Source organism: Amycolatopsis sp. NPDC114478, assembly GCF_055633805.1.
Map to the genome: position 1 here is coordinate 70,706 of NZ_JBVKDO010000003.1, position 21,326 is coordinate 92,031.

The following is a 21,326-nucleotide window of genomic DNA, read 5'->3' on the forward strand; positions in this document are numbered from 1 at the left end:
GCGGCCACTTCCGGTCGTGATCATGGAGCAGGTCCGGACCACGGACAACCTTCGCCTGCGGCTGCCCGCGGCCGTCGCGTGCGTGTCGGCGCTGGTGTTCGCGCTGGGCCGCCAGCACCTCATCGACGACACGTTCATCACGCTCGCGTACGCGCGCAACCTCGCGTTCCACGGGCACTGGGGATTGCTGGCCGACGCGACGTCGAACTCCGCGACGTCCCCGGCGAACGTCCTCGCCTTGGCGGCCTTGACGTTCGTGGTGCGGGACGCCGTCTTCGCGGCCGGAGTGCTGTACGTACTGAGCCAGGTCGCGCTGGTCCTGGCCCTGCGACGGCTCGGCACGGCGCTGCCGCGCTGGTTCCCGGCGCTCACGTTCGCGGCGCTGACCGTGAACCCGCTGCTGCTGTCGTCGATCGGGCTGGAGGTCGCGCTCGGCTCGGCGGTGCTCGGGTGGGTGACGGTGTTCGCGGCCGAACGGCGTCCGCTCGCCTTCGGGCTCGCCGCGGGCGCGCTCGCGCTCGTCCGGCTCGACCTGCTGATCTTCGCGGTCGTCTTGGGCTTCTCCGTGCGCTCCGGCCGGGCGGTGCTCGCCGCCGTCCTGGTGGCGCTGCCGTGGTTCGTGTTCAGCTGGGTCGTGCTCGGCGCTGCGGTGCCCGACACGGTCGTGATCAAGACGCTGCAGGGCGCGCAACGTGCTTGGGGCGACTGGGATTTCGGCAACGGCCCGCTCTTCTACGCCCGGACCGCCTGGTGGACGACCGTGTTGTCGTTCCTGCCGCTCGCGGTGGTGCCGTTCGCGTTCCGGCTGCGGCCGTTCAGGTCGCTGGCCTTGGGCGGCGCGCTCTACTACGGCGCGTACGTGCTGCTGAACGTTCCGCCTTACCACTGGTACTACGGGCCGGTGATCACCGCGGCGACGGTGTGCGCCTGCGCGTGGGCGGCTTCTCACCGCGTCGCGACCGGAGCCGTCCTCGCGGTGGTGGCCGCTTCCGTGGTCGCATACGCGGGCTCGTCACGGGAGTTCGCGCCGCTGACGTCGAACTACGCGTCGACGACTCGCTATGCCGAGATCGGCCGCGACCTGCGTGGTCTGGCCGGTGGCCGGGTGATCGGCAGCGCCGGCGAAATCGGCGTGCTGGCGTACAAGTGCGAGTGCGCGATCGTCGACGTCTTCGCCGACCGCGGCCTGCTCCCCGCGGCCATCGAAGCCCGCGGGGCGGGGAACCGCTGGGTGCGCGCGGCGCTACGCGTCGACTACGCGTTCTTCGACTTCGACGTCCGGCCGCGGCGGCCCGACCTGGTCCTGCGGCGCCTGCCGAGCCCGCCGCCGGACGCGCTCGCCCATTGGACGCTCGACGCGCCGACGCTCGGGAAGCAGGACCTCTACCTGGTACCGAACTGAGCGTCCGCGAGATCGAGTTCCGCGTGTTCGCCGCCTTCGAAGTCGGCGCCCTCCTCGAAGATCGTGCGCGAAAACTCGAACCGGCCCCCAGAGCGGATCCGGGTGAAGCGGACGTTGCCGGCGAAGTGCGCCCGGGAGAAGAAAGCGCCTTCCTCGAAGACCGACCGGTCGAAGTTCACGATGTCGCGGAACTCCGTGCCGTAGAACCCCACCTGGCGGGTGAAGCGCGTGCCGCGGATGTGGAGCTGACCGACGAAATGCGCGCGGCTGAAGTCGGCGGCGGCCAGGGTGCAGCCGCTCAGCCGGAAGTCGACGAGCGTGGCTCGCTGCAGGTCGATCGACATCCCCGGCCAGTAGCCCGCCGCGTCCTGGGTCAGGTGCGTCTTGAGCAGCTCCTGCACGGCCAGCCGGACGAGCAGTTCACTGTCCCCGGGGTCGTCGGCCAGGTCGCGGGCCGCGCTGCCCTTGAGCCCGAAGTCCGGGGCCTTGAACGGCATCCGCAGGTACGCGCAGAGCACGTTCACGATCGTCTGGCGCTGCTTCGGGTTGTCCTGCCCGAGCCGCTCCAGCGCGTACAGCCCGCCGAGCCGCACGGGTGCCTTGTCGTTGCCGAGCTGCTCGACGGCCTTCGTGTACAGCTCGGTGACCCGCCGCTCTTCGAGGTCGCGTTCGGTCACGCCCGCGACGCGGGTCGTCTCGGCGAGCTGCAGCTCCATCGTGCGCTGGCGGCGCGCCGCCAGCCACAGCGCGAAGACGCCGCCCGCGCCGGCGCCGATGCCGAACGCCGTCTTGACGGCGTCGATGCGCACCGGCGCGTCCGGCGTCCCGGACCAGCCCAGCAGCAACCACAGCAGCCCGGCCGTGACGACCGCGACCGCGGCGCCCGCGGCGGCGACCCACCGCCACTTGAGTACCGGCAAGGCTCAGACGGCGCCGTACTGGCGGTCACCGGCGTCGCCGAGACCCGGGACGATGAACCCCGAGTCGTTGAGGCGCTCGTCGATGCTCGCGGTGACCACGCGGACCGGCAGGCCGGTCTTTTCGAGGTGCGCCAGGCCTTCCGGCGCGGCTAGCGCGCAGATGGCCGTGACGTCGTCGGCGCCGCGGTCGGTGAGCAGCCGGATCGTGTACTCCATCGAGCCGCCGGTGGCGAGCATCGGGTCGAGCACCATGACCGGCCGGTCGGCGAGCGACTCCGGCAGCGACTCCAGGTACGGCGTCGGCTTCAGCGTCTCCTCGTCGCGCGCGAGGCCGACGAAGCCCATCTGCGCGTCCGGGATCAGCTTGTGCGCCTGGTCGGCCATGCCGAGCCCGGCGCGCAGCACCGGGACGAGCAGCGGCGGCTTGGCCAGCGTGTAGCCCTCGGTGCGCGCGACCGGCGTGTGGATCCGCTCGGTCTTGACCGGCACGTCGCGCGTGGCTTCGTAGACCAGCATGACGGTCAGCTCGTGCAGCGCGGCCCGGAACGCGGCGCTGTCGGTGCGCGCGTCGCGCATCGTGGAGAGCCGGGCCTTCGCGAGGGGGTGATCGACGACGTGCACATCCATGCGGGTCAATCTAGCCGTTTCGCGAAGCTCTTCACCCAGCCGCGCTGCCAGGGCGTTTCGACGGCGCGTTCGTGGTAGTGCTCTCGGGTCCAGGCGACGGCTTGGTCCGCGGGGACGCCGGAGAGGATCGCCAGGCAGGCCATCACCGTGCCGGTCCGGCCCGCACCGCCGTAGCAGGCGACTTCGACGGTCTCGGTCTGCGCTTTTTCGTGAAGGGCCTTGATCTGGCGGCGGGCTTCTGTTGGGTTCGTCGGCAGCAGGAAGTCGGGCCAGGTGACCCATTCGTGCGGCCAGGTGATGCCCCCGCCGTGCTTGCGCCGCAGCCGGCTGGTGCCCAGGTAGAGCCCGAAGTCCGGCTCGGGTTCGTCGGGTCGCGGGCGGGCGAGACCTCGCCCCCTTACGCGGGTTCCGTCCGGAAACTCGACCATAGGGGTCAGTGTCCTCCTGAAGGTGGACACGGTGGGTGGTTTTCGCCGCTAAGCTCCGCCGGGTGAGCGAACTGACGCCCGACCAGATGCGGGCTTCCGACGCGGACCGCGAACGCGTCGCCCAGGTGCTGCACAACGCCCTCTCGGAAGGGCGGATCACGGTCAACGAGCTGGAAGAACGCCTTTCGACGGTGTACGCGGCGAAGACGGTCGGCGAGCTCAAACCCGTGACGGAGGACCTGCCGTCGACGTCGGGGGCGGTCGAGCCGGCGACCACGCGCGCCCTGGGCTTCCCCGACCAGCGCATCGGCGGCCACCCGGGCAGCCCGGTGTCGATCGGCGTGATGTCCGGCGCGGTCCGCAAGGGCAGCTGGGTCCTGCCCCCGCAGCACACGAGCTTCGCGTTCTGGGGCGGCACGGAGATCGACCTGCGCCAGGCCCGCTTCGCCGACCGCCACAGCACGATCACGGCGATCGCGATCATGGGCGGCATCCAGATCACGGTCCCGGACGACATCAACGTCGACGTGACGGGCATCGGGTTCATGGGCGGGTTCGTCCTGGAGGACAAGTCCGGGGCGCCACCGGCCCCGCCGACGGCACCGACGGTGAAGATCAACGGGCTCGGCTTCTGGGGCGGCGTGGTCGTGTACCGGAAGCCCGCGAAGCGGGACGAGCCGCCGCAGATCGAAGGGGCCTGACCTCGGCGTTGTGACGCGTCACGCACCCAGCGTCACAACCAACGGGGGCTCGCGGTGCCGGACCCGCCGCCTAGACTCAGGCGCATGACAGCCACGACCAGCACGTCAGCGGCGCCGGCCACCCCGGCACCGCTGGTGGACGCGACTCGCGATGACGCGAGCCTGCGCCGCTTCCTGCTCGGGCTGCCCGGTGTCGACCAGGTCGGCGTCGAGCAGCGCGCGGCGGGCCTCGGCACGCGCAGCATCAAGAAGGACGCCAAGCGGTGGGCCATCGACACCGCCATCTCCATGGTCGACCTGACCACGCTGGAGGGCGCCGACACCCGGGGCAAGGTCCGGGCGCTCGCCGCCAAGGCCGTCCGCCCGGATCCCGAACGGCAGGACACCCCGCGCGTCGCCGCCGTCTGCGTGTACCCGGACATGGTCGCGACGGCCGTCGAAGCGCTCGGCAAGAGCGGCGTCCACGTCGCGAGCGTTGCCACCGGCTTCCCCGCCGGACGCACCAGCCGCGAGATCAAGCTGGCCGACACGAAGATCGCCGTCGACGCGGGCGCGCACGAAGTCGACATGGTGATCGACCGCGGCGCCTTCCTCGAGGGCCGTTATATGGACGTCTTCGACGAGATCCAGGCCATCAAAGCCGCCTGCGGCGACGCCCACCTGAAGGTCATCCTCGAGACCGGCGAGCTGGCGACGTACGACAACGTGCGCCGCGCGTCGTGGCTGGCGCTGCTGGCCGGCGGGGACTTCATCAAGACGTCCACCGGCAAGGTCTCCCCCGCCGCGACGCTGCCGGTCACGCACATCATGCTGCAGGCCGTCCGCGACTGGCACGTCCGCACCGGCGAGCTGCGCGGCGTCAAGCCCGCGGGCGGCATCCGGACCACGAAGGACGCGATCAAGTACCTGGTCGCCGTGCACGAGGTCGCCGGCGAGCAGTGGCTGACCCCGGACCTCTTCCGCTTCGGCGCGTCCAGCCTGCTCAACGACCTGCTGCTGCAGCGCCGCACCCAGGTGGACGGCCACTACAGCGGCCCCGACTACGTGACGGTGGACTGATGCCAGTTTTCGAGTACGCACCGGCGCCGGAGTCGCGCGCCATCGCGAACCTCAAGGACCACTACAAGCCGTTCATCAACGGCGCGTTCGTCGACGGCTCGGGTGAGCCGCTCAAGACGATCAACCCGGCCACCGAAGAGATCCTCGCCGAGGTCGGCACCGCGTCGAAGTCCGATGTGGACACCGCGGTCAAGACCGCGCGCAAGGCGTACGACTCGGTCTGGTCGAAGATGCCGGGCACCGAGCGCGCCAAGTACCTCTTCCGCATCGCGCGGCTGATCCAGGAGCGCTCGCGCGAGCTGGCCGTGCTGGAAAGCCTCGACAACGGCAAGCCGATCAAGGAGTCGCGCGACTCCGACGTCCCGACGGCCGCGGCGCACTTCTTCTACCACGCCGGCTGGGCGGACAAGCTGGAGTACGCGGGCTACGGCCCGAACCCGCAGCCCCTCGGTGTCGCGGGCCAGATCATCCCGTGGAACTTCCCGCTGCTGATGCTGGCCTGGAAGATCGCGCCCGCGCTGGCCACCGGCAACACGGTCGTGCTGAAGCCGGCCGAGACGACGCCGTTGACCGCGCTGGTCTTCGCGGAGATCTGCCAGCAGGCCGAGCTGCCGCCGGGCGTGGTGAACATCCTGCCGGGCGCCGGCGACATCGGCGCGTCCATCGTGGAGCACGCCGGCATCGACAAGATCGCCTTCACCGGCTCCACCGAGGTCGGAAAGGCGATCCAGCGCCAGGTCGCGGGCACGCCGAAGAAGCTGACCCTCGAACTGGGCGGCAAGGCGGCGAACGTCGTGTTCGAAGACGCGCCGCTCGACCAGGCCGTCGAGGGCATCGTCAACGGCATCTTCTTCAACCAGGGCCATGTCTGCTGCGCGGGCTCGCGCCTGCTGGTGCAGGAGTCCATCGCCGAAGAGGTGCTGGAGAAGCTGCACCACCGCGTCTCGACGCTGCGCATCGGCGACCCGCTGGACAAGAACACCGACATCGGCGCGATCAACTCCGCCGAGCAGCTGGCGAAGATCCGCGGGCTCGTCGAGGCGGGTGACGCCGAAGGCGCGGAGCGCTGGACCAGCCCGTGCCCGGTCCCGGACCGCGGGTTCTTCTTCGCCCCGACGGTGTTCGCGAACGTCCACCAGTCGATGCGGATCGCGCGCGAGGAGATCTTCGGCCCGGTGCTGTCGGTGCTGACGTTCCGCACGCCGGACGAGGCCGTCGCGAAGGCGAACAACACGCCGTACGGGCTTTCCGCCGGGATCTGGACCGAAAAGGGCTCCCGGATCCTGTGGATGGCGAACCAGCTGCGCGCCGGCGTGGTCTGGGCCAACACCTTCAACCGCTTCGACCCCGCCGCCCCGTTCGGCGGCTACCAGGAATCCGGCTTCGGGCGCGAAGGCGGCCGCACCGGGCTGGAGGCGTACCTGAATGTCTGACCGGATTTCCGTCGCGAAGACGTACAAGCTGTACATCGGCGGCAAGTTCCCCCGTTCGGAGTCCGGCCGGGTCTACCCGGTGACGGACGCGAAGGGAAAGTTCCTCGCGAACGCGGCCCACGCGTCCCGCAAGGACGTCCGGGACGCGGTGGTCGCGGCCCGCAAGGCCTTCCCGGGCTGGGCCGCGGCGACGGCGTACAACCGCGGCCAGGTGCTCTACCGGGTGGCCGAGGTCCTGGAGGGCCGCCGCGACCAGTTCGTCGCGGAAGTGTCCGCTTCGGAGGGTCTGGCGACGAGGAAGGCCGAGTCCATTGCGGACGCGGCGATCGACCGCTGGGTCTGGTACGCGGGCTGGACGGACAAGATCGCGACGGTCCTCGGCGCGGCGAACCCGGTGGCGGGCCCGTACTTCTCGTTCACGGTCCCGGAACCGACGGGCGTGGTGGGCGTCCTCGCCCCGCAGTCCTCGTCGTTGCTGGGTTTGGTCGAGGTGCTGGCCCCGGTCCTGGCCACGGGTTCGACGGCGGTGGTGGTGTCGAGCGCGGAGCGCCCGCTGCCGGCGATCACGCTGTCGGAAGTCCTGGCGACGTCGGACGTCCCGGGTGGAGTGGCGAACATCCTGACGGGACGGGCCGCGGAGCTGGGCCCGTGGCTGGCGTCCCACGGGGACGTCAATGCGCTGGACCCGACGGGAGCGTCCCCGGACGACCGGCCGGAGTTGGCCCGCGAAGCGGCGAACACGGTGAAGAGGGTGCTGACGGTCCCGGCGGCCGAACCGGACTGGACGGCGGCGCCGGACATGACCCGCCTGCGGCGGTACCTGGAGGCCAAGACGGTCTGGCACCCGCTGGGCGTCTGAAAGCAGTAACCAAGACAGCCATTCGGACTATTGGTAACCTCTCGATCACACAGCGACACGAGAGGGAAGCTGGTGGCCGATCAACCGCGATGGGGTTTCGAAGAGTACAAGGACTGGGACGACGAACCGGCGGCGCCGACACCCGAGGCGCCGCCGGAGGACGAGCCGACGCTGTCCGGGAGCGATCCGGACGGAGTAGTCGAAGTACTCGTCACGGCGGACGCGGCGATCGCCGCGGTCCGGCTCGCCCGCGACTGGCGCAGATCCCTCGACCCCCGCGCGCTCGACGGCGCGACCACGGAGATCGAGAGCGAATTGACCGACGTGCTGCGCAAGCTCCACGACGGAAGCACGCCCGGTGAACTGGCGGTCGACCCGCGGGGCCCGCGATCTCGGAACTCGGGGTCATGCAGGACAAGTCGGATTGGCACGTGATGCAGTGAGCACCTCTTGGCCGCCAAGACCGGCCGCGGGTGCCATGGCCGTGATCCTGGCCTTGGCGGACTGGATCGCCCTGGCGTGGCTCGGCGTCGCCGCGCCCGCGCGGACCCATCCGCTCGTCTACTTCGGGCTGATCTTCCTCGGCGCCGGCGGATTCGCGCTGCTCCTCGCCGGTGTGGGCGCGCTCATGGCCCGTTCGCGTGCGCTTGCCAGGCAGCTGACGCCGTCGTTCGTCACCGGCGTGCGCAACCTCGTGCTGGCGATGTGGTGGTTCGCGATCGTGACCGATGCTTTCGGCTGCCTGATCGTCGTCGGTGCCGGCGGGCGCGGCGGCACCGCGCCGCTCACGGCGAGCACCGTGGTCACGGCCTTCGTCGTCGCCGCGCTCACCGTCATCGCCGCCGGCGTGACGTCGTTCTCCGTACGCCGGGCCTACCGCCTCAGCTCATCGTCACCGAGAAGTCCGTCAGTGTGAACCGCGCCTTCCCGCCACCCGTCGAGCAGAACTCGATCCCGTAACCGATCTGGTTCACCGTCGGGTTCGGCGGGACCAGCCCCTTCCCGATCGCCCACGCGATCATCGCCTGCAGGTCGATGCTGCCCGAGTACTGCGTCGACCGGGACACGAACGCCACGTACCCGCTGTCGTCCGCCCACACGTCGTACGAAAGACCGCCCGCCGTGTACGTCGCCAGCTTGTCGCCCGATGGCTGCTGCTTCAGGTTCTCCGTCCACACCATCAGCTCGCTGACGCCCTTGCCGTCGCCGACGCCGTTCAGCCACAGGTCGTACGCCACGTCGTAGATGCCCACGCCCGGGCCGCGGCCGGCGAACGTCGAGCGGATCACCGAATAGTCGTTGAACGGTTTCCCCTTCTGGTCGTTTATGTCCTTGTGGACGTTCGGATAGGTTTTCACCGACGTCGAGTCCGGTTGGCTGGATTCGACGTACCAGTTGTCGTACGCGCACGCGCGCAGCGTTTCCGGGCCCGCCTCGGCCGTGTTCCACATGTTGTTGTGGACGTAGTAGCCGCCGTCCGACCAGCCGCCGTCGGCCTCCGACGTCGAGAACTCCGGGCTCCGGCAGCCGCGCACCGGTGTCGTCGACGGCGGGGTCGGAGTCGGTACCACCGCACGGGAAGACGGCGTGGCCGAGACCGGGACCGACGTCGGGGGCGCGACGGACGAACTCGGCGAAGGGGACGCCGGTGTCGATACGGGAGCGGCCGCGCCGGCGACCGGCCCGGAACCGCAGCCCGCGACCGCCAGAAAGGGAATCGCCAACAACCAGGCCGGCATTCTTCGTCGCATTTTTCCCGCCCATGACCACAATTCGGCAGAACGAGGCGGAACCCTAACACGAAAAAGCGGGAATCAGGCGTGGTCTTCCGCGGGGTCCAGGTCGTGCGACGTGATCGGGCGGCCCGGCAGCTCGGTGCCCGGCCGCGCGCTGAGGCCGTCGATCATGATGCCGACGCACCGGCGGGCCGCCATCTCCGCGACCTCCGGCGACTTCGCGCGCATCTGCCGCAGCAGCGTCGCGAACAGGATCGCGATGTCCCCCGAGCCGACGTCCGGGCGGAGCTTGCCCTCGGCCTGCGCCCCGTCGACGAACTCGTCCATGACCACCAGGATCTCGTCCCGCAGCCGGCGGACCTCCGGATCGTGCTTGAGGATGGCCAGCGCCCGGTGCGACACCATCGCCAGCTGGACGCTCAGCTGCAGCTCGACCGACTGCCGCAGGAGCCGCTCGAGCGCGCGCCACGACGACGTCTCCTCGGCGGCGATCGCCCGGGCGTCGATCAGCACCCGCTCGAAGTTGTCCATCGCGACCGCGCGCACCAGCGCGTCCCGGTCCGGGAACCGGCGGTAGAGCGTCCCGACGCCGACGCCGGCCGCGCGGGCGATCTCCTCCATCGGCACCTCGGGCCCGGAGACGGCGAAGATGGACTTCGCGGCGGCCAGGATCTGGTCGCGGTTGCGGCGCGCGTCCGCCCGCAGGGTGGTCTCGGGGTCTGCCGTCATGCCGTTCGCCTTCCGCTGAATCGCGCGGCCTGATTCTCGCATGGTCAAGCGGCCACACACCGGATCCACATCGGGTCACCCGTTAGCTAGTGGACGACTTCCTTCCGCTTCGGTACCTTGGACCTGGAACCGGAATGTAATCCTCCGCATACTTTACGTCCGTTTTAGGGGGCCCGAAATGACCGAAGTCGCCGAACCCACCACCCAGGGCGACGTCTTCCCGCTCGTCCGCAGCTGCCCGTTCGCCCCGCCGCCGGCGTACGAAAAGCTGCGCGAAGCGGGCCCGGTCCAGCGCGTCGGCCTGCCCGACGGCTCGGAGGCCTGGGCCATCACGCGCCTGGAAGAGGTGCGGCAGATGCTGACCGACCCGCGGTTCAGCTCGAACCGGTTCAACCCGGGCTTCCCGATCCTGACGAAGCAGGGCCGGCCGCAGCGCCGCCGCTTCACCGCGTCGCTGATCAACATGGACGCGCCGGAGCACACCACCGCCCGCCGCGAGGTCGTCGGCGAGTTCACCGTCAAGCGCATGAAGGCGCTGCAGCCGCGGATCCAGCAGATCGTCGACGAGCACATCGACGCGATCCTGGCCGGCCCGAAGCCCGCCGACCTCGTCTCCGCGCTCAGCCTGCCGGTGCCGTCGCTGGTCATCTGCGAGCAGCTCGGCGTCCCGTACGCCGACCACGAGTTCTTCCAGTCCCGCAGCTCCACCCTGCTGAACCGGGAGGTGACGCAGGAGGCGCGCATCCAGGCCGTCGAGGAGATGCAGGGCTACCTCGACCAGCTGGTCAGCGCCAAGGAGGCCGAGCCGACCGACGACCTGCTCGGCCGCCAGGTCCGCAAGCAGCGCGAGGAGCACGGCGACGTCGACCACGACTCGCTCGTCTCGCTCGCGTTCCTCCTGCTGCTCGCCGGCCACGAGACGACGGCGAACATGATTTCGCTCGGCACGGTCGCGCTGCTGGAGAACCCGGACCAGCTGGCGATCATCAAGAACGACCCGGACAAGACGCTCGACGCCGTCGAGGAGCTGCTGCGGTACTTCACGATCGCCGAGTTCGCGACCTCGCGCGTCGCCACCGAGGACGTCGAGATCGGCGGCCAGCTGATCCGCGAGGGCGAGGGCGTCCTGGGCCTGAGCTACTCCGGCAACCGCGACGAAACGGCGTTCGAGGACGCCGACCAGCTCGACCTCGAGCGCGGCGCGCGCCACCACGTCGCGTTCGGCTTCGGCCCGCACCAGTGCCTCGGGCAGAACCTGGCCCGGATGGAGCTGCAGATCGTGTTCGACACGCTCTTCCGCCGCATCCCGGAGCTGAAGCTGGCCGCGCCCGTCGACCAGCTCCCGTACAAGCACGACTCGCAGATCTTCGGTCTTTACTGCCTGCCCGTGACCTGGTGAAGGGGGAAGTCATGACCACCGTCGAAAAGCACGAGTTCCCGATGACCCGCACCTGCCCGTTCGCGCCGCCGCCGGCGTACGAGGAGATCCGCGAAGAGGAGGCGGTCTCGAAGGTCGGGCTGCCCGACGGCGGCTGGGCCTGGGTGGTCACCCGGCACGAGGACGTCCGGACCGTGCTGAACGACCGCCGGTTCAGCGCCGACCGGCAGCACCCGGACTTCCCGCAGCTGGTCAAGGGCGGGTTCCGGCGGAAGGGCGACGAGCGCACCATGATCACCATGGACGCGCCTGAGCACGGGCCGGCCCGCAAGGCCGTGCTCGGCGAGTTCACCGTCCGCCGGATGGAGGCGCTGCGGCCGCGGATCCAGGAGATCGTGGACGGGCAGATCGACGCGCTGCTGGCCGGGCCGAAGCCGGGTGACCTGGTCGAGGCGCTGTCGCTGCCGGTGCCGTCGCTGGTGATCTGCGAGATGCTCGGCGTCCCGTACGCCGACCACGGCTTCTTCCAGGAGCACACGGCCAAGCTGATCAAGCGGACGACCTCGCCCGAGGAGCGCCGGGCGGCCTTCGACACCATCCGCGGTTACATGGCCGACCTCATCGCGAAGAAGGAGGCGAACCCGCCGGACGACCTGCTCGGCCGGCAGATCGTCAAGCTCCGCGAGGACGGCACCTACCGACGGGAGTCGCTGGCCGCGACGGGCTTCCTGCTGCTCGTCGCCGGGCACGAGACGACGGCGAACATGATCTCGCTGTCCACCGTGGCGTTCCTGCAGAACCCGGAGCAGCTCGCGGCGATCCAGGCCGACCCGGGCAAGACGCTCGACGCCGTCGAGGAGATGCTGCGCTACTGGACGATCGTCGACGCGGCCACCGCGCGCCTGTGCGTCGAGGACGTCGAGGTCGGCGGGCAGCTGATCAAGGCCGGCGAAGGCGTGCTGGCGCTGGGCTACGCGGCGAACCGCGACCCGCGCGCGTTCGAGAACGCCGACGAGCTGGACATCGAGCGCGGCGCCCGCCACCACGTGGCATTCGGCTTCGGCCCGCACCAGTGCCTCGGCCAGAACCTGGCCCGGATGGAGCTGCAGATCGTGTTCGACACGCTCTTCCGCCGCATCCCGACGCTGGCCCTGGCCGCGGACGTCGACGACCTGCCGTTCAAGGACGACGCGAACATCTACGGCCTGTACCGGCTGCCGGTGACCTGGTAGAGATCGGACTGCCATCCCACCACAGGAAAGAAGGACCATGAAGATCATCGCGGACACCGGGAAGTGCGTCGGCGCCGGGCAGTGCGTGCTCACCGAGCCCGCGCTGTTCGACCAGAGCGAGGACGACGGCACGGTCATCGTCCTCGACGACCAGCCCGAGGGCGACCTGGTCGAGAAGGCCCGCGAAGCGGTGCACGTGTGCCCCAGCCAGGCTCTCTCCCTGCAGGAGTGACGGGGAACGGCCACCTCGCGGGTAAGGGGTTGCCGCGAGGTGGCCGTGGCCTTCTTTCAGGACAGGCGGAGCGTGGTCTCCGGGTGGAAGGCGTGGGTCTCGCCTTCGCCGCGCAGCCCGACCCGGACGTTGTCGCCCATCCGCGGCGGCGTGCGGCCGTCCACCCGGACGACGAACCGGTCGTCGCCCACCTTGCCGTGCAGGTACGCGTCCGCGCCCAGTTCCTCCACCAGCTCGACCACCAGCTCGAAGCCGCCTTCGGAGACCAGCTCCAGCGATTCCGGCCGGACGCCGAAGACGACCTCGCGCAGGTCGCCGGCGGCCGAAAGCACCGAGCGCGGCAGCGGCAGCACGACGTCGCCCAGCCGGACGCCGCCCTCGGTCAGCGGCAGCGTCGCCAGGTTCATCGCCGGTGAGCCGATGAAGCCCGCCACGAACGAGTTCGTCGGGTTTTCGTACAGCTCCCGCGGCGACGCGCACTGCTGCAGGACTCCGTCGCGAAGCACCGCCACCCGGTCGCCCATCGTCATCGCCTCGACCTGGTCGTGCGTGACGTAGATGGTCGTCGTGCCCAGGCGCCGCTGCAGCTGGGCGATGTTCGCCCGGGTCTCCACGCGCAGCTTCGCGTCCAAGTTGGACAGTGGCTCGTCCATCAGGAACACGCTGGGCTCGCGCACGATCGCGCGGCCCATCGCGACGCGCTGCCGCTGCCCACCGGACAGCGCCTTCGGTTTGCGGTCCAGGAACTTCGAGAGATCCAGCAGGCGCGCCGCTTCGGCCACCTTCGCGTCTATGTCCGCTTTGGACAGTCCACGCAGCTTCAGCGCGAAGCCCATGTTCTCGGCCACCGTCATGTGCGGGTACAGCGCGTAGGACTGGAACACCATCGCGATGTCCCGGTCCTTCGGCGGCAGGTGCGTGACGTCCCGGTCGCCGATGTGGATGGCGCCCTCGTCGATGTCCTCCAGCCCGGCGAGCATCCGCAGCGCCGTCGACTTCCCGGACCCCGACGGCCCGACCAGCACCAGGAACTCACCGTCCGGCACCGTGAGGTCGAACTTGTCGACCGCCTTCACCGGCGGGGAGCCAGGATAGATCCGCGACGCCTGCTCGTAACTGACAGCTGCCATGACTACTTCACCGCTCCCATCGAGAGACCCCGGACGAGGTGGTTCTGCGCGATCCAGCCGACGATCATCACCGGCAGCGAGGCCAGCAGCGCGGCGGCGGAAAGCTGGGCCCAGTACAGACCCTCACTGGTGATGAACCCGACGAGGAACACCGGCACGGTGCCGGCTCGCGCCGCCGTCAGGTTGACCGCGTAGAAGAACTCGGTCCAGGAGAAGATGACGCAGATCAGCGCGGTCGCCGCGATCCCGGGCGCCACCACCGGCATGATGATCTTTCGCAGCAGCGTCGGCAGGTTCGCGCCGTCGATCCGGCCCGCCTCGATCATCTCGTGCGGCACCTCGAGGAAGAACGACCGCATCATCCAGATGGCCAGCGGCAGGTTCATCGACGTGTAGAGGATGACCAGCGCCCACACCGTGTCCAGCAGCTCGGTGTTCTGGGAGATGATGTACAGCGGGATGATCGCCGCCACGATCGGCAGCATCTTCGTCGAGAGGAAGAAGCCAGCGCGTTCGACGTGCCCTTCACCGGCGCCAGCGACAGCGCGTACGCCGCCGGGACGCCGAAGAGCAGCACCAGGATCGTCGAGAGGATCGTGACGAACGCCGAGTTCGACACGTAGGGCAGGAACCCGCCGTTCAGGACGTTGGAGATCTGGTCGAACGTCGGGGTGAACAGCAGCTTCGGCGGGTCGGTGTAGGCGTCCGCCTCCTGCTTGAACGCCGTGAGGATCATCCACAGCAGCGGGAAGACGAACAGGATCGCCAGCACCCAGGTCGCCAGGGTCAGCGAGCCCTTGCCGTACTGCTTCTTGCGGGGACGTGCCGCGACGGCCGTGGTCATTTGATCCCTCCGCTCACGGAGAAGGTGCGGAACATCAGGCGCAGCGCGAAGGTCGCGACGATCATCGTCAGGATCACCACGATCACGCCCATCGCCGACGACTGGCCGACGTCGAAGCCCTCGAACGCGCGCTGGTAGATGTAGTACGGCAGGTTCGTGCTGGCCGTGCCCGGCCCGCCCTGGGTCATCAGGAAGATGGCGTCGAAGCTGTTCACGATGTAGATCGCGCCCAGCAGCGTCGCCAGCTGCAGGAACCGGGACAGGTGCGGCAGCGTGATGGACGCGAACGTCCGCCACCGGCTGGCACCGTCCACAGAGGCCGCTTCGAGGACCTCTTTGGACTGGCTCTGCAGGCCGGCGAGGATGAGCAGCATCATGAACGGCGTCCACTGCCACACGATCTGGGCCATCACCGAGGCCAGCGGGAACTCCGAAAGCCAGTCGGTGTCGGTGCCGAAGACGAAGTGCAGCAGCCCGTACGTCGGGTCGAACACCGTGGTCTTCCACAGCAGCGCGCCGGCCGCCGGCAGGATCAGGAACGGCGTGATCAGCAGCGTCCGGACGACACCGCGGCCGAAGAACTTCCGGTCGAGCAGGATCGCCAGGCCGAGGCCGAGCAGCAGCGCGACCAGCACGCACACCACCGTCAGCACGACGGTGTTGAGCAGCGCGACCAGGAACGTCGTGTCACTGAAGACGTCGATGTAGTTGTTCAGGCCGACGAAATGCCGGGAGCCCGGCCGGACCAGGTTCCACGACTGGAACGAGTAGAACACGGTGAGCAGGAACGGCAGCTGCGTCACCGCGATGACGAAGATCAGCGCGGGCAGCAGCGGCAGCCGCCGCTTGGCCGCGGTGCTCAGGCCTTTCTTCTCCTCGACCTTCGCGTGCGTGTGGGACTGGGGCGTGTCTACGGAGAGCGTGGACATCACTGCACCGCCTTGTAGGAGTCGCCCACCGTCTGGGCGTAGTCCTGGGACTGCTTCAGGGCGTCGGCCACCGATTCGCGGCCGGCGATCGCCGCCGAGAGCTGCTGGCTCACCCGGGTGCCCAGGTCCTGGAACTCGGGGATGCCGACGAACTGGATGCCGGGGTAGGGCACCGGGTTCGCCATGGCCTTCTGCTGGTTCGCGTCCGCGATGCCGTCGAGCGTCGGCTTCGCGTAGGCCGCCGCGGCCTTCGCGTAATCGGGGATGTCGTACGTCGACTGGCGCACGCCCGGCGGGACGCGGTTCCAGCCGTAGGTCTGGCCGACCTTCTGCACGTACGCCTTGTCGGTCATCCAGGCCATGAACTTCCAGGCCGCGTCCTTGTCCTTGGCGACCTTCGGGATGCCCAGGGCCCAGGTGTAGAGCCAGCCGCTGGCCTGCGTCTTGACGACCGGCGCGGGCGCGTACCCGGACTTGCCGACGATCTTGCTGCTCGACGGGTCCTCGTTGGTGCCCGCCATGACCGTCGCGTCGTACCACATCGCGGCCTGGCCCTGGGTGTAGCGCGTGCCGCACTCGGAGAACCCGGCGCTGGAGGCGCCGACCTCGCCGTGCTCGCGGATGAGGTTGACGTAGAAGTTCGCGGCTTGCGTGAACTCCGGCGACGTCAGCTTGGCGTTCCAGTCCTTGTCGAACCACTGCGCGCCGAAGGTGTTGGCCACGGTCGTGAACGGCGCGAGGCTCTCGCCCCAGCCGGGCTTGCCGCGCAGGCAGATGCCGCTGACGCCGGCGGCCTTGTCGTCCAGCTTCGCGGCGAAGTCGGCGATCTGCTGCCACGTCGGCTTGGCCGGCATGGTGATCCCGGCCTTGTCGAAGAGGTCCTTGCGGTAGGCCAGGAACGACGACTCGCCGTAGAACGGCACCGCGTACATCTGGTTCTGGTACGACAGCGACTGCTTGATGCTGGGGATGAAGTCGCCTTCGTCGTAGCCCTGGGTGGCCGCCATGTGCGGTTCGAGGTTCTCGAGCCAGCCGTTGGCCGCCCACTGCGGGGCCTCGTAGTTGCTGATCATGACGACGTCGAACTCGCCGCCCTCGGTGGCGGTCGACGCGGTGATCTTCGCGCGGGCCTGGTTTTCCGGCAGCGAAACGAACTTCAGGTTGATGCCGGTGGCCTTCTCGAACTCCGGCGCGAGCGAGATCGCGTCCTTCATCTGCGGGTTGGACACGATCGCGATGACGAGCGTCGAGTTACCGGTGCCGATCGAGCCGGCGCCCGCGCAGCCGGTGACCAGCAGCGATGTCGCGGCGAAGAGGGTGAGGAGCTTACGCACGGCCGCCTCCCGGGAGTACCTGCACCTTGAGGCCCGAGCCGCTGCGCATCTTGGCCAGCGCCTCGGGGTACTGCTCCAGCGGCAGCGTGTCCGTGAGCAGCGAATCCGTGTCGATCGCACCGGAGGCGACGAGGTCGAGCGCGGTGCCGAAGCTGTGCAGCACGGCCATCGAGCCGACGATGGTGATCTCGTCGTTGTAGATGCGGAACGGCGAAAGCGCGACGCGGGCTTCGGCCGGTGCGACGCCGAAGACGAGCAGCCGGCCGCCGCGGCGGATCGAGTCGAAGGCCGCTTCGATGGCGGGCGCGGCGCCGGTGGCGTCGACGGCGACGTCGAACTTCTCGCCGTTCAGGTCGCTGACGTCCTTCGCGGTGGCGACGGCACCGAGGCTTTTCGCCCGTGGCAGGCGGGCTTCGTTGCGGTCGACCACCGTGACCTGCGCGCCGGAGCGCTGCAGCAGCTGCTGCATGATCAGGCCCATGGTGCCGGCGCCGACCACGAGGAAGCGCTCGCCGGCTTCGACCCCGACGCGGCGCACGCCGTGCACCGCGCAGGAGACGGGCTCGACCAGCGCGCCCTGTTCCCAGGTCATCGAGTCGGGCATGCGGTAGCAGGTGGACGACGGAACGGCGACGTACTCGGCGAAGGCGCCGTTGACGGTGTCGCCGGTGGCACCCCAGTTCGCGCAGAGGTTGCCGTGGCCGGCGCGGCACGGGCCGCAGTAGCCGCAGAACAGCGACGGGTCGACGGCCACGCGGTCGCCGACCTTCCACTCGCCCGGCACGTCCGCGCCGAGCTCGACGATTTCCCCGGCGAACTCGTGCCCGGGGACGATGGGGTACGGGGTGGGCGGGAAGTGCCCGTCCGCGATGTGCAGGTCGGTCCCGCAGATTCCGCACGCTCCGACCTTGACGACGACCTGACGTTCCGCGGGTTTCGGATCGGGCACCTCGCCGACCCTGATCTCACCGGGCCGGTCGACGATGGCGGCACGCATGCCTAGCCCCTTTCTCGCGCTCATATGAGCGGCGTTGACCTATGGCGTCGAGAACACGTAAAGGCATTACAGGACTGACCTCGGTGTTACGTCAACCTTTCGGGCAGATTTCGCGCTATAGTGCTCAGATGAGCGCTTCTCGCAAGGGTGCCTCGCTCACGGAAGCGATGCTGCTCGCCACCGTCGCCCGGCGCTTCTACGTGCAGGGACGCTCCAAGCTGGAGATCGCCGACGAGTTCGGCGTCAGCCGGTTCAAGGTGGCCCGGATGCTCGACACGGCCATGGAGTCCGGGCTGGTCAGGGTGGAGTTCTCGCTGCCGGCGCCGGTGGACCTGGCGTTGTCGGACGAGGTGCGCTCGGCGTACGGCCTGAAGCAGGCACTCGTGCTCGAACGCTCAACCGAGCGCGAGCCGCGGGAGGTCGTCCGGGCCAAGATCGGGACGCTGGCAGCCCGGCTGCTGGAGGAGATCGCGACGCCGTCGGACGTGATCGGCCTGTCGTGGGCCCGGTCGGTGAACGCGATGACCGAGGCGATCCGGTCGTTGCCGCGGTGCCCGATCGTCCAGCTGTGCGGGGTGCAGGCGGGGATGGACATGCGCGGCCGGTCGGTCGAGACGGTCAGCCGCGTGACCTCGGTGTCCGGCGGCGACGCGTACCCGATCTTCGGGCCGTTGGTGCTGCCGGACCGCCGCACGACGGAGACGTTGCGGCGGCAGCCGGGCATCGCGGAGACGTTCGGCCAGTTCCGGTCGCTGACCAAGGCGGTGGTCAGCATCGGCGCGTGGCAGCCGGGCGAGTCGACGGTGTACGACGCGCTGGACGAAGCCGAGCGAGCGGCAATCGCGGCCCGCGGGGCGACGGCGGAGGTGGCAGCGCGGTTGTTCGATGCTTCGGGGAACGCTTTGTCGACCGGGTTGGCTCATCATGTGCTGGCGATCAGCCACGAGGAGCTGATGGCGGTGCCGGAGGTGATCGCGCTGGGCTACAGCCGCCCGAAGGCGGCGGCGGTGGACGCGGTCCTGAGGTCGGGAATGGTGTCAACGCTGATCACCGACGCGGCGGCGGCGGTGCCGTTGCTGGCGTTGGCGGCGAAGAACCCGCCTTCGTGACAACCGCGGGAGTACGGGCGGCCGGTTTCCGTACTCCACCGGCGTTGTCATTGGTCACGCTGATCGTGCTCGGTCTTGAGCGGCGACGACGTCGTCGCCGTGCTCGGCAGCCCACCGTCCGAAGCCCTCGATCGGCTCCAGGAAACTTGAACCCAACGCCGTGAGCGCGTACGCGCCTTCGCGGCGCTCGACGAGCCCGTCGAACTCCAGGCGCCGCAGGGTTTCCGTGAGCACCTTCGCGCTGATTCCGCCGATGGCTCGCCGCAGGTCGACGTGCCGGCGCGGGCCGTCGCGCAGTGCCCAGAGCACCACCGGGTTCCACGTGTTGGCGACCAGGTCGAACGCGAGCCGCGTCCGGCAGTCGGCGAGGAAGTCCATGGTTACCGTTCGGTTCCTTCCCGGGTTCCTACCGTCGTGCTGGACAGCCAAGCACAAGGAGGCGGCATGCGGATCGGGATCTTCGGCACCGGCGCGATGGCGGACGCGCTCGGCACCCAGTGGGCGCGCGCGGGCCACGAAATCAGGGTGGCGGGCCGCAAGACGGGAACGTGGCGCGAGGTGGCCGCGTTCGCCGAGGTGGTCCTCCTCGCCATCCCCGCGGCGGCGATCGGCGAGGTGCTCGCTAAGGCCGGGCCGCTGGCCGGAAAGGTCCTGGTGGACTGCACCAACGACCCGGCCCTGACCGGCGCCCCGGTGGCCTCGCGGATCGTGACGGAGGCCAACGTGGTTAAGGCGTTCAACCTGGCCCACGTGGACGTCTGGCGGATGACGCCACCAGTGTTCGACGGCCGCCCACTATCGGTCCCGCTGTGCGGCGACGACCCTTCGGCGCTGGACGCGGTGAGCACACTGGTCCGCGACATCGGCGCGAAGCCGGTGCCCGCGGGCGGCTTGGACCGCGCGGCTCTGCTGGAGGCCACGGCCGCGTTCGTCATCGGGCTGTGGTTCGCGGGCGAAGACGCCCAGGCGATCCTGACGCCGATGGCTTGAGGGGGCAGAGGCCGTACTCGATGGCGGTGGCGTCCGCGCCTGCCAGCCGGACGCTCCCGTCGATGCCGCCGACGCCGCACGAGCGCGCCCCCGCCCTCCTCTGGGGGGACGTCCCTAGTCCAGTCTATCGGCTCTGACCTGCACAAAAGGGTGACCAGCCGAATCTGTGGACAACCGAACCCGATGTGGATAACTCGCGCGAGACCGGCGCCGGGCGATTCAGCCCACCGCTTCGACATTTCCCGACGCCAGATCCGCCGCACGGGCGCGCAACGGCGCCCCGCCGCGCGGGACCACCGTCACCTCTGCCGAGGCCAAATCCGTCACCACCGTGCTCAACGTCATCAGCGGATCACCGCCGACGGCGTCCCGCCGCACATCCTGAGTCAACGCCGAAACCAGCCACTTCGCGTCCGGAGCGATCGGATCCAGGTGCGCACACACCTCGGCGCGAGCCAAGCTCTCCTCGGAAGCCGCATCCAACGAGGGCGACAACCGACGGAAATGGTTGGTGTGCCAAGCAAACCCACTGTCCACAGTGGTCACGGCGGTCTCGTGCCCCGCCGTCTCGACCACCGTCACCGAAGGCGAACCAATCTGACCCATCGTATAGGCGAACCCACCCGCGGAAGGACGCGAACGCAGGAGCGACACCGCCTCCGCCAACCCGGACGCGCGCTGCGCCGAGCGCGCCACGAAGTGGCGGCCCGCGCACGGCGATGGCTTCACCACGCTCACGCTGTCGATCCCCCACACCAGCCCGTGCGTCGTCAGCGTGAACGTGTTCGACGGCAGGAACCCCGGGTACCACCAGACGCACACGCCCGGCTCGCCGTCGATCAACAGCGTCAGCAGGCGGCCGATCCCGTCGAACATCGGGGCGCCGTCCTCGTTGTGGCCGAGCAGCGAAGGCGCGAACGCCAGGTCCGTGCAGCCCGTCCCGTCACCCTCGCCCAAGTCGCCGCGCAGGTTGGCCAGCAGCAGGTCGTCGAACGGCACTCCCGCGCCCGCCGCCAGCGCCGTCAGCTCGGCGTACGCGTCCGGGTGCTCGACCTGCGACGCCGATTCGATCGCGCGGAACAGCACCGGCGACCGCCGGGCCCGTGACACGACCGGCCACGACGGCAGACCGTCCAAAACGGTCCGGATGTCCGCCGCGGCGTGCGCGCCCAGCGCGTGGAAAGCGGCTTCCCGGGGACCTCGGACGATCGTCCAGCGCACGTCGCCGATGCGGTGCTCCCGCACTGTCGCCACCAT

The 21,326-nt window shown here is 69.6% G+C and carries 23 protein-coding genes and 1 pseudogene; 12 read left to right on the plus strand and 12 right to left on the minus strand.

Going from position 1 to position 21,326, the window contains the following annotated elements; translation table 11 throughout:
• The first annotated feature begins 22 nt into the window (after positions 1-22).
• Positions 23-1,402, plus strand: coding sequence for a hypothetical protein (locus tag ACZ7OH_RS09125; RefSeq protein WP_470280387.1), 1,380 nt, complete (start codon positions 23-25; stop codon positions 1,400-1,402).
• Here the strand turns inward: ACZ7OH_RS09125 and ACZ7OH_RS09130 are convergent.
• From ACZ7OH_RS09130 to ACZ7OH_RS09140, 3 genes are read right to left on the minus strand one after another with little or no spacing between them, the layout of a single operon-like run.
• Positions 1,384-2,322 carry a pentapeptide repeat-containing protein gene (locus ACZ7OH_RS09130; protein WP_470280388.1) on the minus strand — a complete coding sequence of 313 codons (939 nt, stop codon included), beginning with the start codon at positions 2,320-2,322 and terminating at the stop codon, positions 1,384-1,386. The genes ACZ7OH_RS09125 and ACZ7OH_RS09130 overlap by 19 nt on opposite strands.
• 3 nt (positions 2,323-2,325) lie before the next feature.
• On the minus strand, positions 2,326-2,949 hold the full coding sequence (upp, locus tag ACZ7OH_RS09135) for a uracil phosphoribosyltransferase (RefSeq protein ID WP_285455977.1): 624 nt from the start codon (positions 2,947-2,949) through the stop codon (positions 2,326-2,328).
• Positions 2,950-2,954: 5 nt separating this feature from the next.
• On the minus strand, positions 2,955-3,377 hold the full coding sequence (locus tag ACZ7OH_RS09140; protein WP_470280389.1) for a protein-tyrosine phosphatase family protein: 423 nt from the start codon (positions 3,375-3,377) through the stop codon (positions 2,955-2,957).
• An 86-nt stretch (positions 3,378-3,463) separates the two neighbouring features.
• Between ACZ7OH_RS09140 and ACZ7OH_RS09145 the strand changes: the two genes are divergently transcribed.
• From ACZ7OH_RS09145 to ACZ7OH_RS09170, 6 genes are all read left to right on the plus strand, one after another.
• Positions 3,464-4,078 carry a DUF1707 SHOCT-like domain-containing protein gene (locus ACZ7OH_RS09145; RefSeq protein WP_470280861.1) on the plus strand — a complete coding sequence of 205 codons (615 nt, stop codon included), beginning with the start codon at positions 3,464-3,466 and terminating at the stop codon, positions 4,076-4,078.
• 84 nt (positions 4,079-4,162) lie between these two features.
• A complete protein-coding gene (gene deoC, locus ACZ7OH_RS09150; RefSeq protein WP_470280390.1) occupies positions 4,163-5,137 on the plus strand; it encodes a deoxyribose-phosphate aldolase in 975 nt (324 codons plus the stop codon).
• The gene (locus ACZ7OH_RS09155; protein WP_470280391.1) at positions 5,137-6,570 is read left to right on the plus strand and encodes an aldehyde dehydrogenase family protein; all 1,434 of its coding nucleotides are present in this window, start codon (positions 5,137-5,139) and stop codon (positions 6,568-6,570) included. The genes deoC and ACZ7OH_RS09155 overlap by 1 nt, the downstream gene beginning before the upstream one ends.
• On the plus strand, positions 6,563-7,429 hold the full coding sequence (locus ACZ7OH_RS09160; protein ID WP_470280392.1) for an aldehyde dehydrogenase family protein: 867 nt from the start codon (positions 6,563-6,565) through the stop codon (positions 7,427-7,429). Before ACZ7OH_RS09155 ends, ACZ7OH_RS09160 begins: the two co-directional genes overlap by 8 nt.
• A gap of 72 nt (positions 7,430-7,501) precedes the next feature.
• The gene (locus ACZ7OH_RS09165; RefSeq protein WP_470280393.1) at positions 7,502-7,864 is read left to right on the plus strand and encodes a hypothetical protein; all 363 of its coding nucleotides are present in this window, start codon (positions 7,502-7,504) and stop codon (positions 7,862-7,864) included.
• Between the two features lie 43 nt (positions 7,865-7,907).
• Complete coding sequence (locus ACZ7OH_RS09170; protein WP_470280394.1) at positions 7,908-8,345, plus strand: hypothetical protein; 438 nt, start codon at positions 7,908-7,910, stop codon at positions 8,343-8,345.
• Here the strand turns inward: ACZ7OH_RS09170 and ACZ7OH_RS09175 are convergent.
• Positions 8,311-9,000 carry a GH12 family glycosyl hydrolase domain-containing protein gene (locus ACZ7OH_RS09175; RefSeq protein ID WP_470280395.1) on the minus strand — a complete coding sequence of 230 codons (690 nt, stop codon included), beginning with the start codon at positions 8,998-9,000 and terminating at the stop codon, positions 8,311-8,313. The genes ACZ7OH_RS09170 and ACZ7OH_RS09175 overlap by 35 nt on opposite strands.
• A 243-nt stretch (positions 9,001-9,243) precedes the next feature.
• A complete protein-coding gene (locus tag ACZ7OH_RS09180; protein WP_400900423.1) occupies positions 9,244-9,894 on the minus strand; it encodes a TetR/AcrR family transcriptional regulator in 651 nt (216 codons plus the stop codon).
• A 178-nt stretch (positions 9,895-10,072) separates the two neighbouring features.
• Here ACZ7OH_RS09180 and ACZ7OH_RS09185 point away from each other — a divergent pair, with 178 nt between their 5' ends.
• The 3 genes from ACZ7OH_RS09185 to ACZ7OH_RS09195 are packed head-to-tail and all read left to right on the plus strand — an operon-like array spanning position 10,073 to position 12,736.
• Positions 10,073-11,293, plus strand: a complete 1,221-nt coding sequence (locus tag ACZ7OH_RS09185) for a cytochrome P450 (protein WP_470280396.1) — start codon at positions 10,073-10,075, stop codon at positions 11,291-11,293.
• A gap of 11 nt (positions 11,294-11,304) precedes the next feature.
• Complete coding sequence (locus tag ACZ7OH_RS09190) at positions 11,305-12,504, plus strand: cytochrome P450 (protein WP_470280397.1); 1,200 nt, start codon at positions 11,305-11,307, stop codon at positions 12,502-12,504.
• A 37-nt stretch (positions 12,505-12,541) separates the two neighbouring features.
• A complete protein-coding gene (locus tag ACZ7OH_RS09195) occupies positions 12,542-12,736 on the plus strand; it encodes a ferredoxin (protein ID WP_400900429.1) in 195 nt (64 codons plus the stop codon).
• A 56-nt stretch (positions 12,737-12,792) separates the two neighbouring features.
• Here the strand turns inward: ACZ7OH_RS09195 and ACZ7OH_RS09200 are convergent, their stop codons facing one another.
• The 5 genes and pseudogenes from ACZ7OH_RS09200 to ACZ7OH_RS09220 all read right to left on the minus strand — a co-directional run bounded on the left by ACZ7OH_RS09200 (position 12,793) and on the right by ACZ7OH_RS09220 (position 17,970).
• Entirely contained in the window at positions 12,793-13,866 is a 1,074-nt protein-coding gene (locus ACZ7OH_RS09200) for an ABC transporter ATP-binding protein (protein WP_400900431.1), read from the minus strand.
• 2 nt (positions 13,867-13,868) lie between these two features.
• Positions 13,869-14,710: pseudogene (locus tag ACZ7OH_RS09205) on the minus strand (carbohydrate ABC transporter permease).
• A complete protein-coding gene (locus ACZ7OH_RS09210; protein ID WP_470280398.1) occupies positions 14,707-15,639 on the minus strand; it encodes a carbohydrate ABC transporter permease in 933 nt (310 codons plus the stop codon). Before ACZ7OH_RS09210 ends, ACZ7OH_RS09205 begins: the two are co-directional and overlap by 4 nt.
• The gene (locus ACZ7OH_RS09215; protein ID WP_470280399.1) at positions 15,639-16,973 is read right to left on the minus strand and encodes an ABC transporter substrate-binding protein; all 1,335 of its coding nucleotides are present in this window, start codon (positions 16,971-16,973) and stop codon (positions 15,639-15,641) included. The genes ACZ7OH_RS09210 and ACZ7OH_RS09215 overlap by 1 nt, the downstream gene beginning before the upstream one ends.
• Positions 16,966-17,970: a zinc-dependent alcohol dehydrogenase family protein gene (locus tag ACZ7OH_RS09220; RefSeq protein ID WP_470280400.1), complete on the minus strand. Its 1,005-nt coding sequence runs from the start codon at positions 17,968-17,970 to the stop codon at positions 16,966-16,968. The genes ACZ7OH_RS09215 and ACZ7OH_RS09220 overlap by 8 nt, the downstream gene beginning before the upstream one ends.
• 128 nt (positions 17,971-18,098) lie before the next feature.
• Between ACZ7OH_RS09220 and ACZ7OH_RS09225 the strand changes: the two genes are divergently transcribed.
• Positions 18,099-19,079, plus strand: a complete 981-nt coding sequence (locus tag ACZ7OH_RS09225; RefSeq protein WP_470280401.1) for a sugar-binding transcriptional regulator — start codon at positions 18,099-18,101, stop codon at positions 19,077-19,079.
• Between the two features lie 54 nt (positions 19,080-19,133).
• Here ACZ7OH_RS09225 and ACZ7OH_RS09230 read toward each other — a convergent pair whose 3' ends face one another.
• Complete coding sequence (locus ACZ7OH_RS09230) at positions 19,134-19,457, minus strand: winged helix-turn-helix transcriptional regulator (RefSeq protein WP_470280402.1); 324 nt, start codon at positions 19,455-19,457, stop codon at positions 19,134-19,136.
• A 66-nt stretch (positions 19,458-19,523) separates the two neighbouring features.
• Here ACZ7OH_RS09230 and ACZ7OH_RS09235 point away from each other — a divergent pair, with 66 nt between their 5' ends.
• The gene (locus ACZ7OH_RS09235) at positions 19,524-20,069 is read left to right on the plus strand and encodes an NADPH-dependent F420 reductase (protein ID WP_470280403.1); all 546 of its coding nucleotides are present in this window, start codon (positions 19,524-19,526) and stop codon (positions 20,067-20,069) included.
• A 219-nt stretch (positions 20,070-20,288) separates the two neighbouring features.
• Here ACZ7OH_RS09235 and ACZ7OH_RS09240 read toward each other — a convergent pair whose 3' ends face one another.
• Entirely contained in the window at positions 20,289-21,326 is a 1,038-nt protein-coding gene (locus tag ACZ7OH_RS09240) for a C45 family autoproteolytic acyltransferase/hydolase (protein WP_470280404.1), read from the minus strand.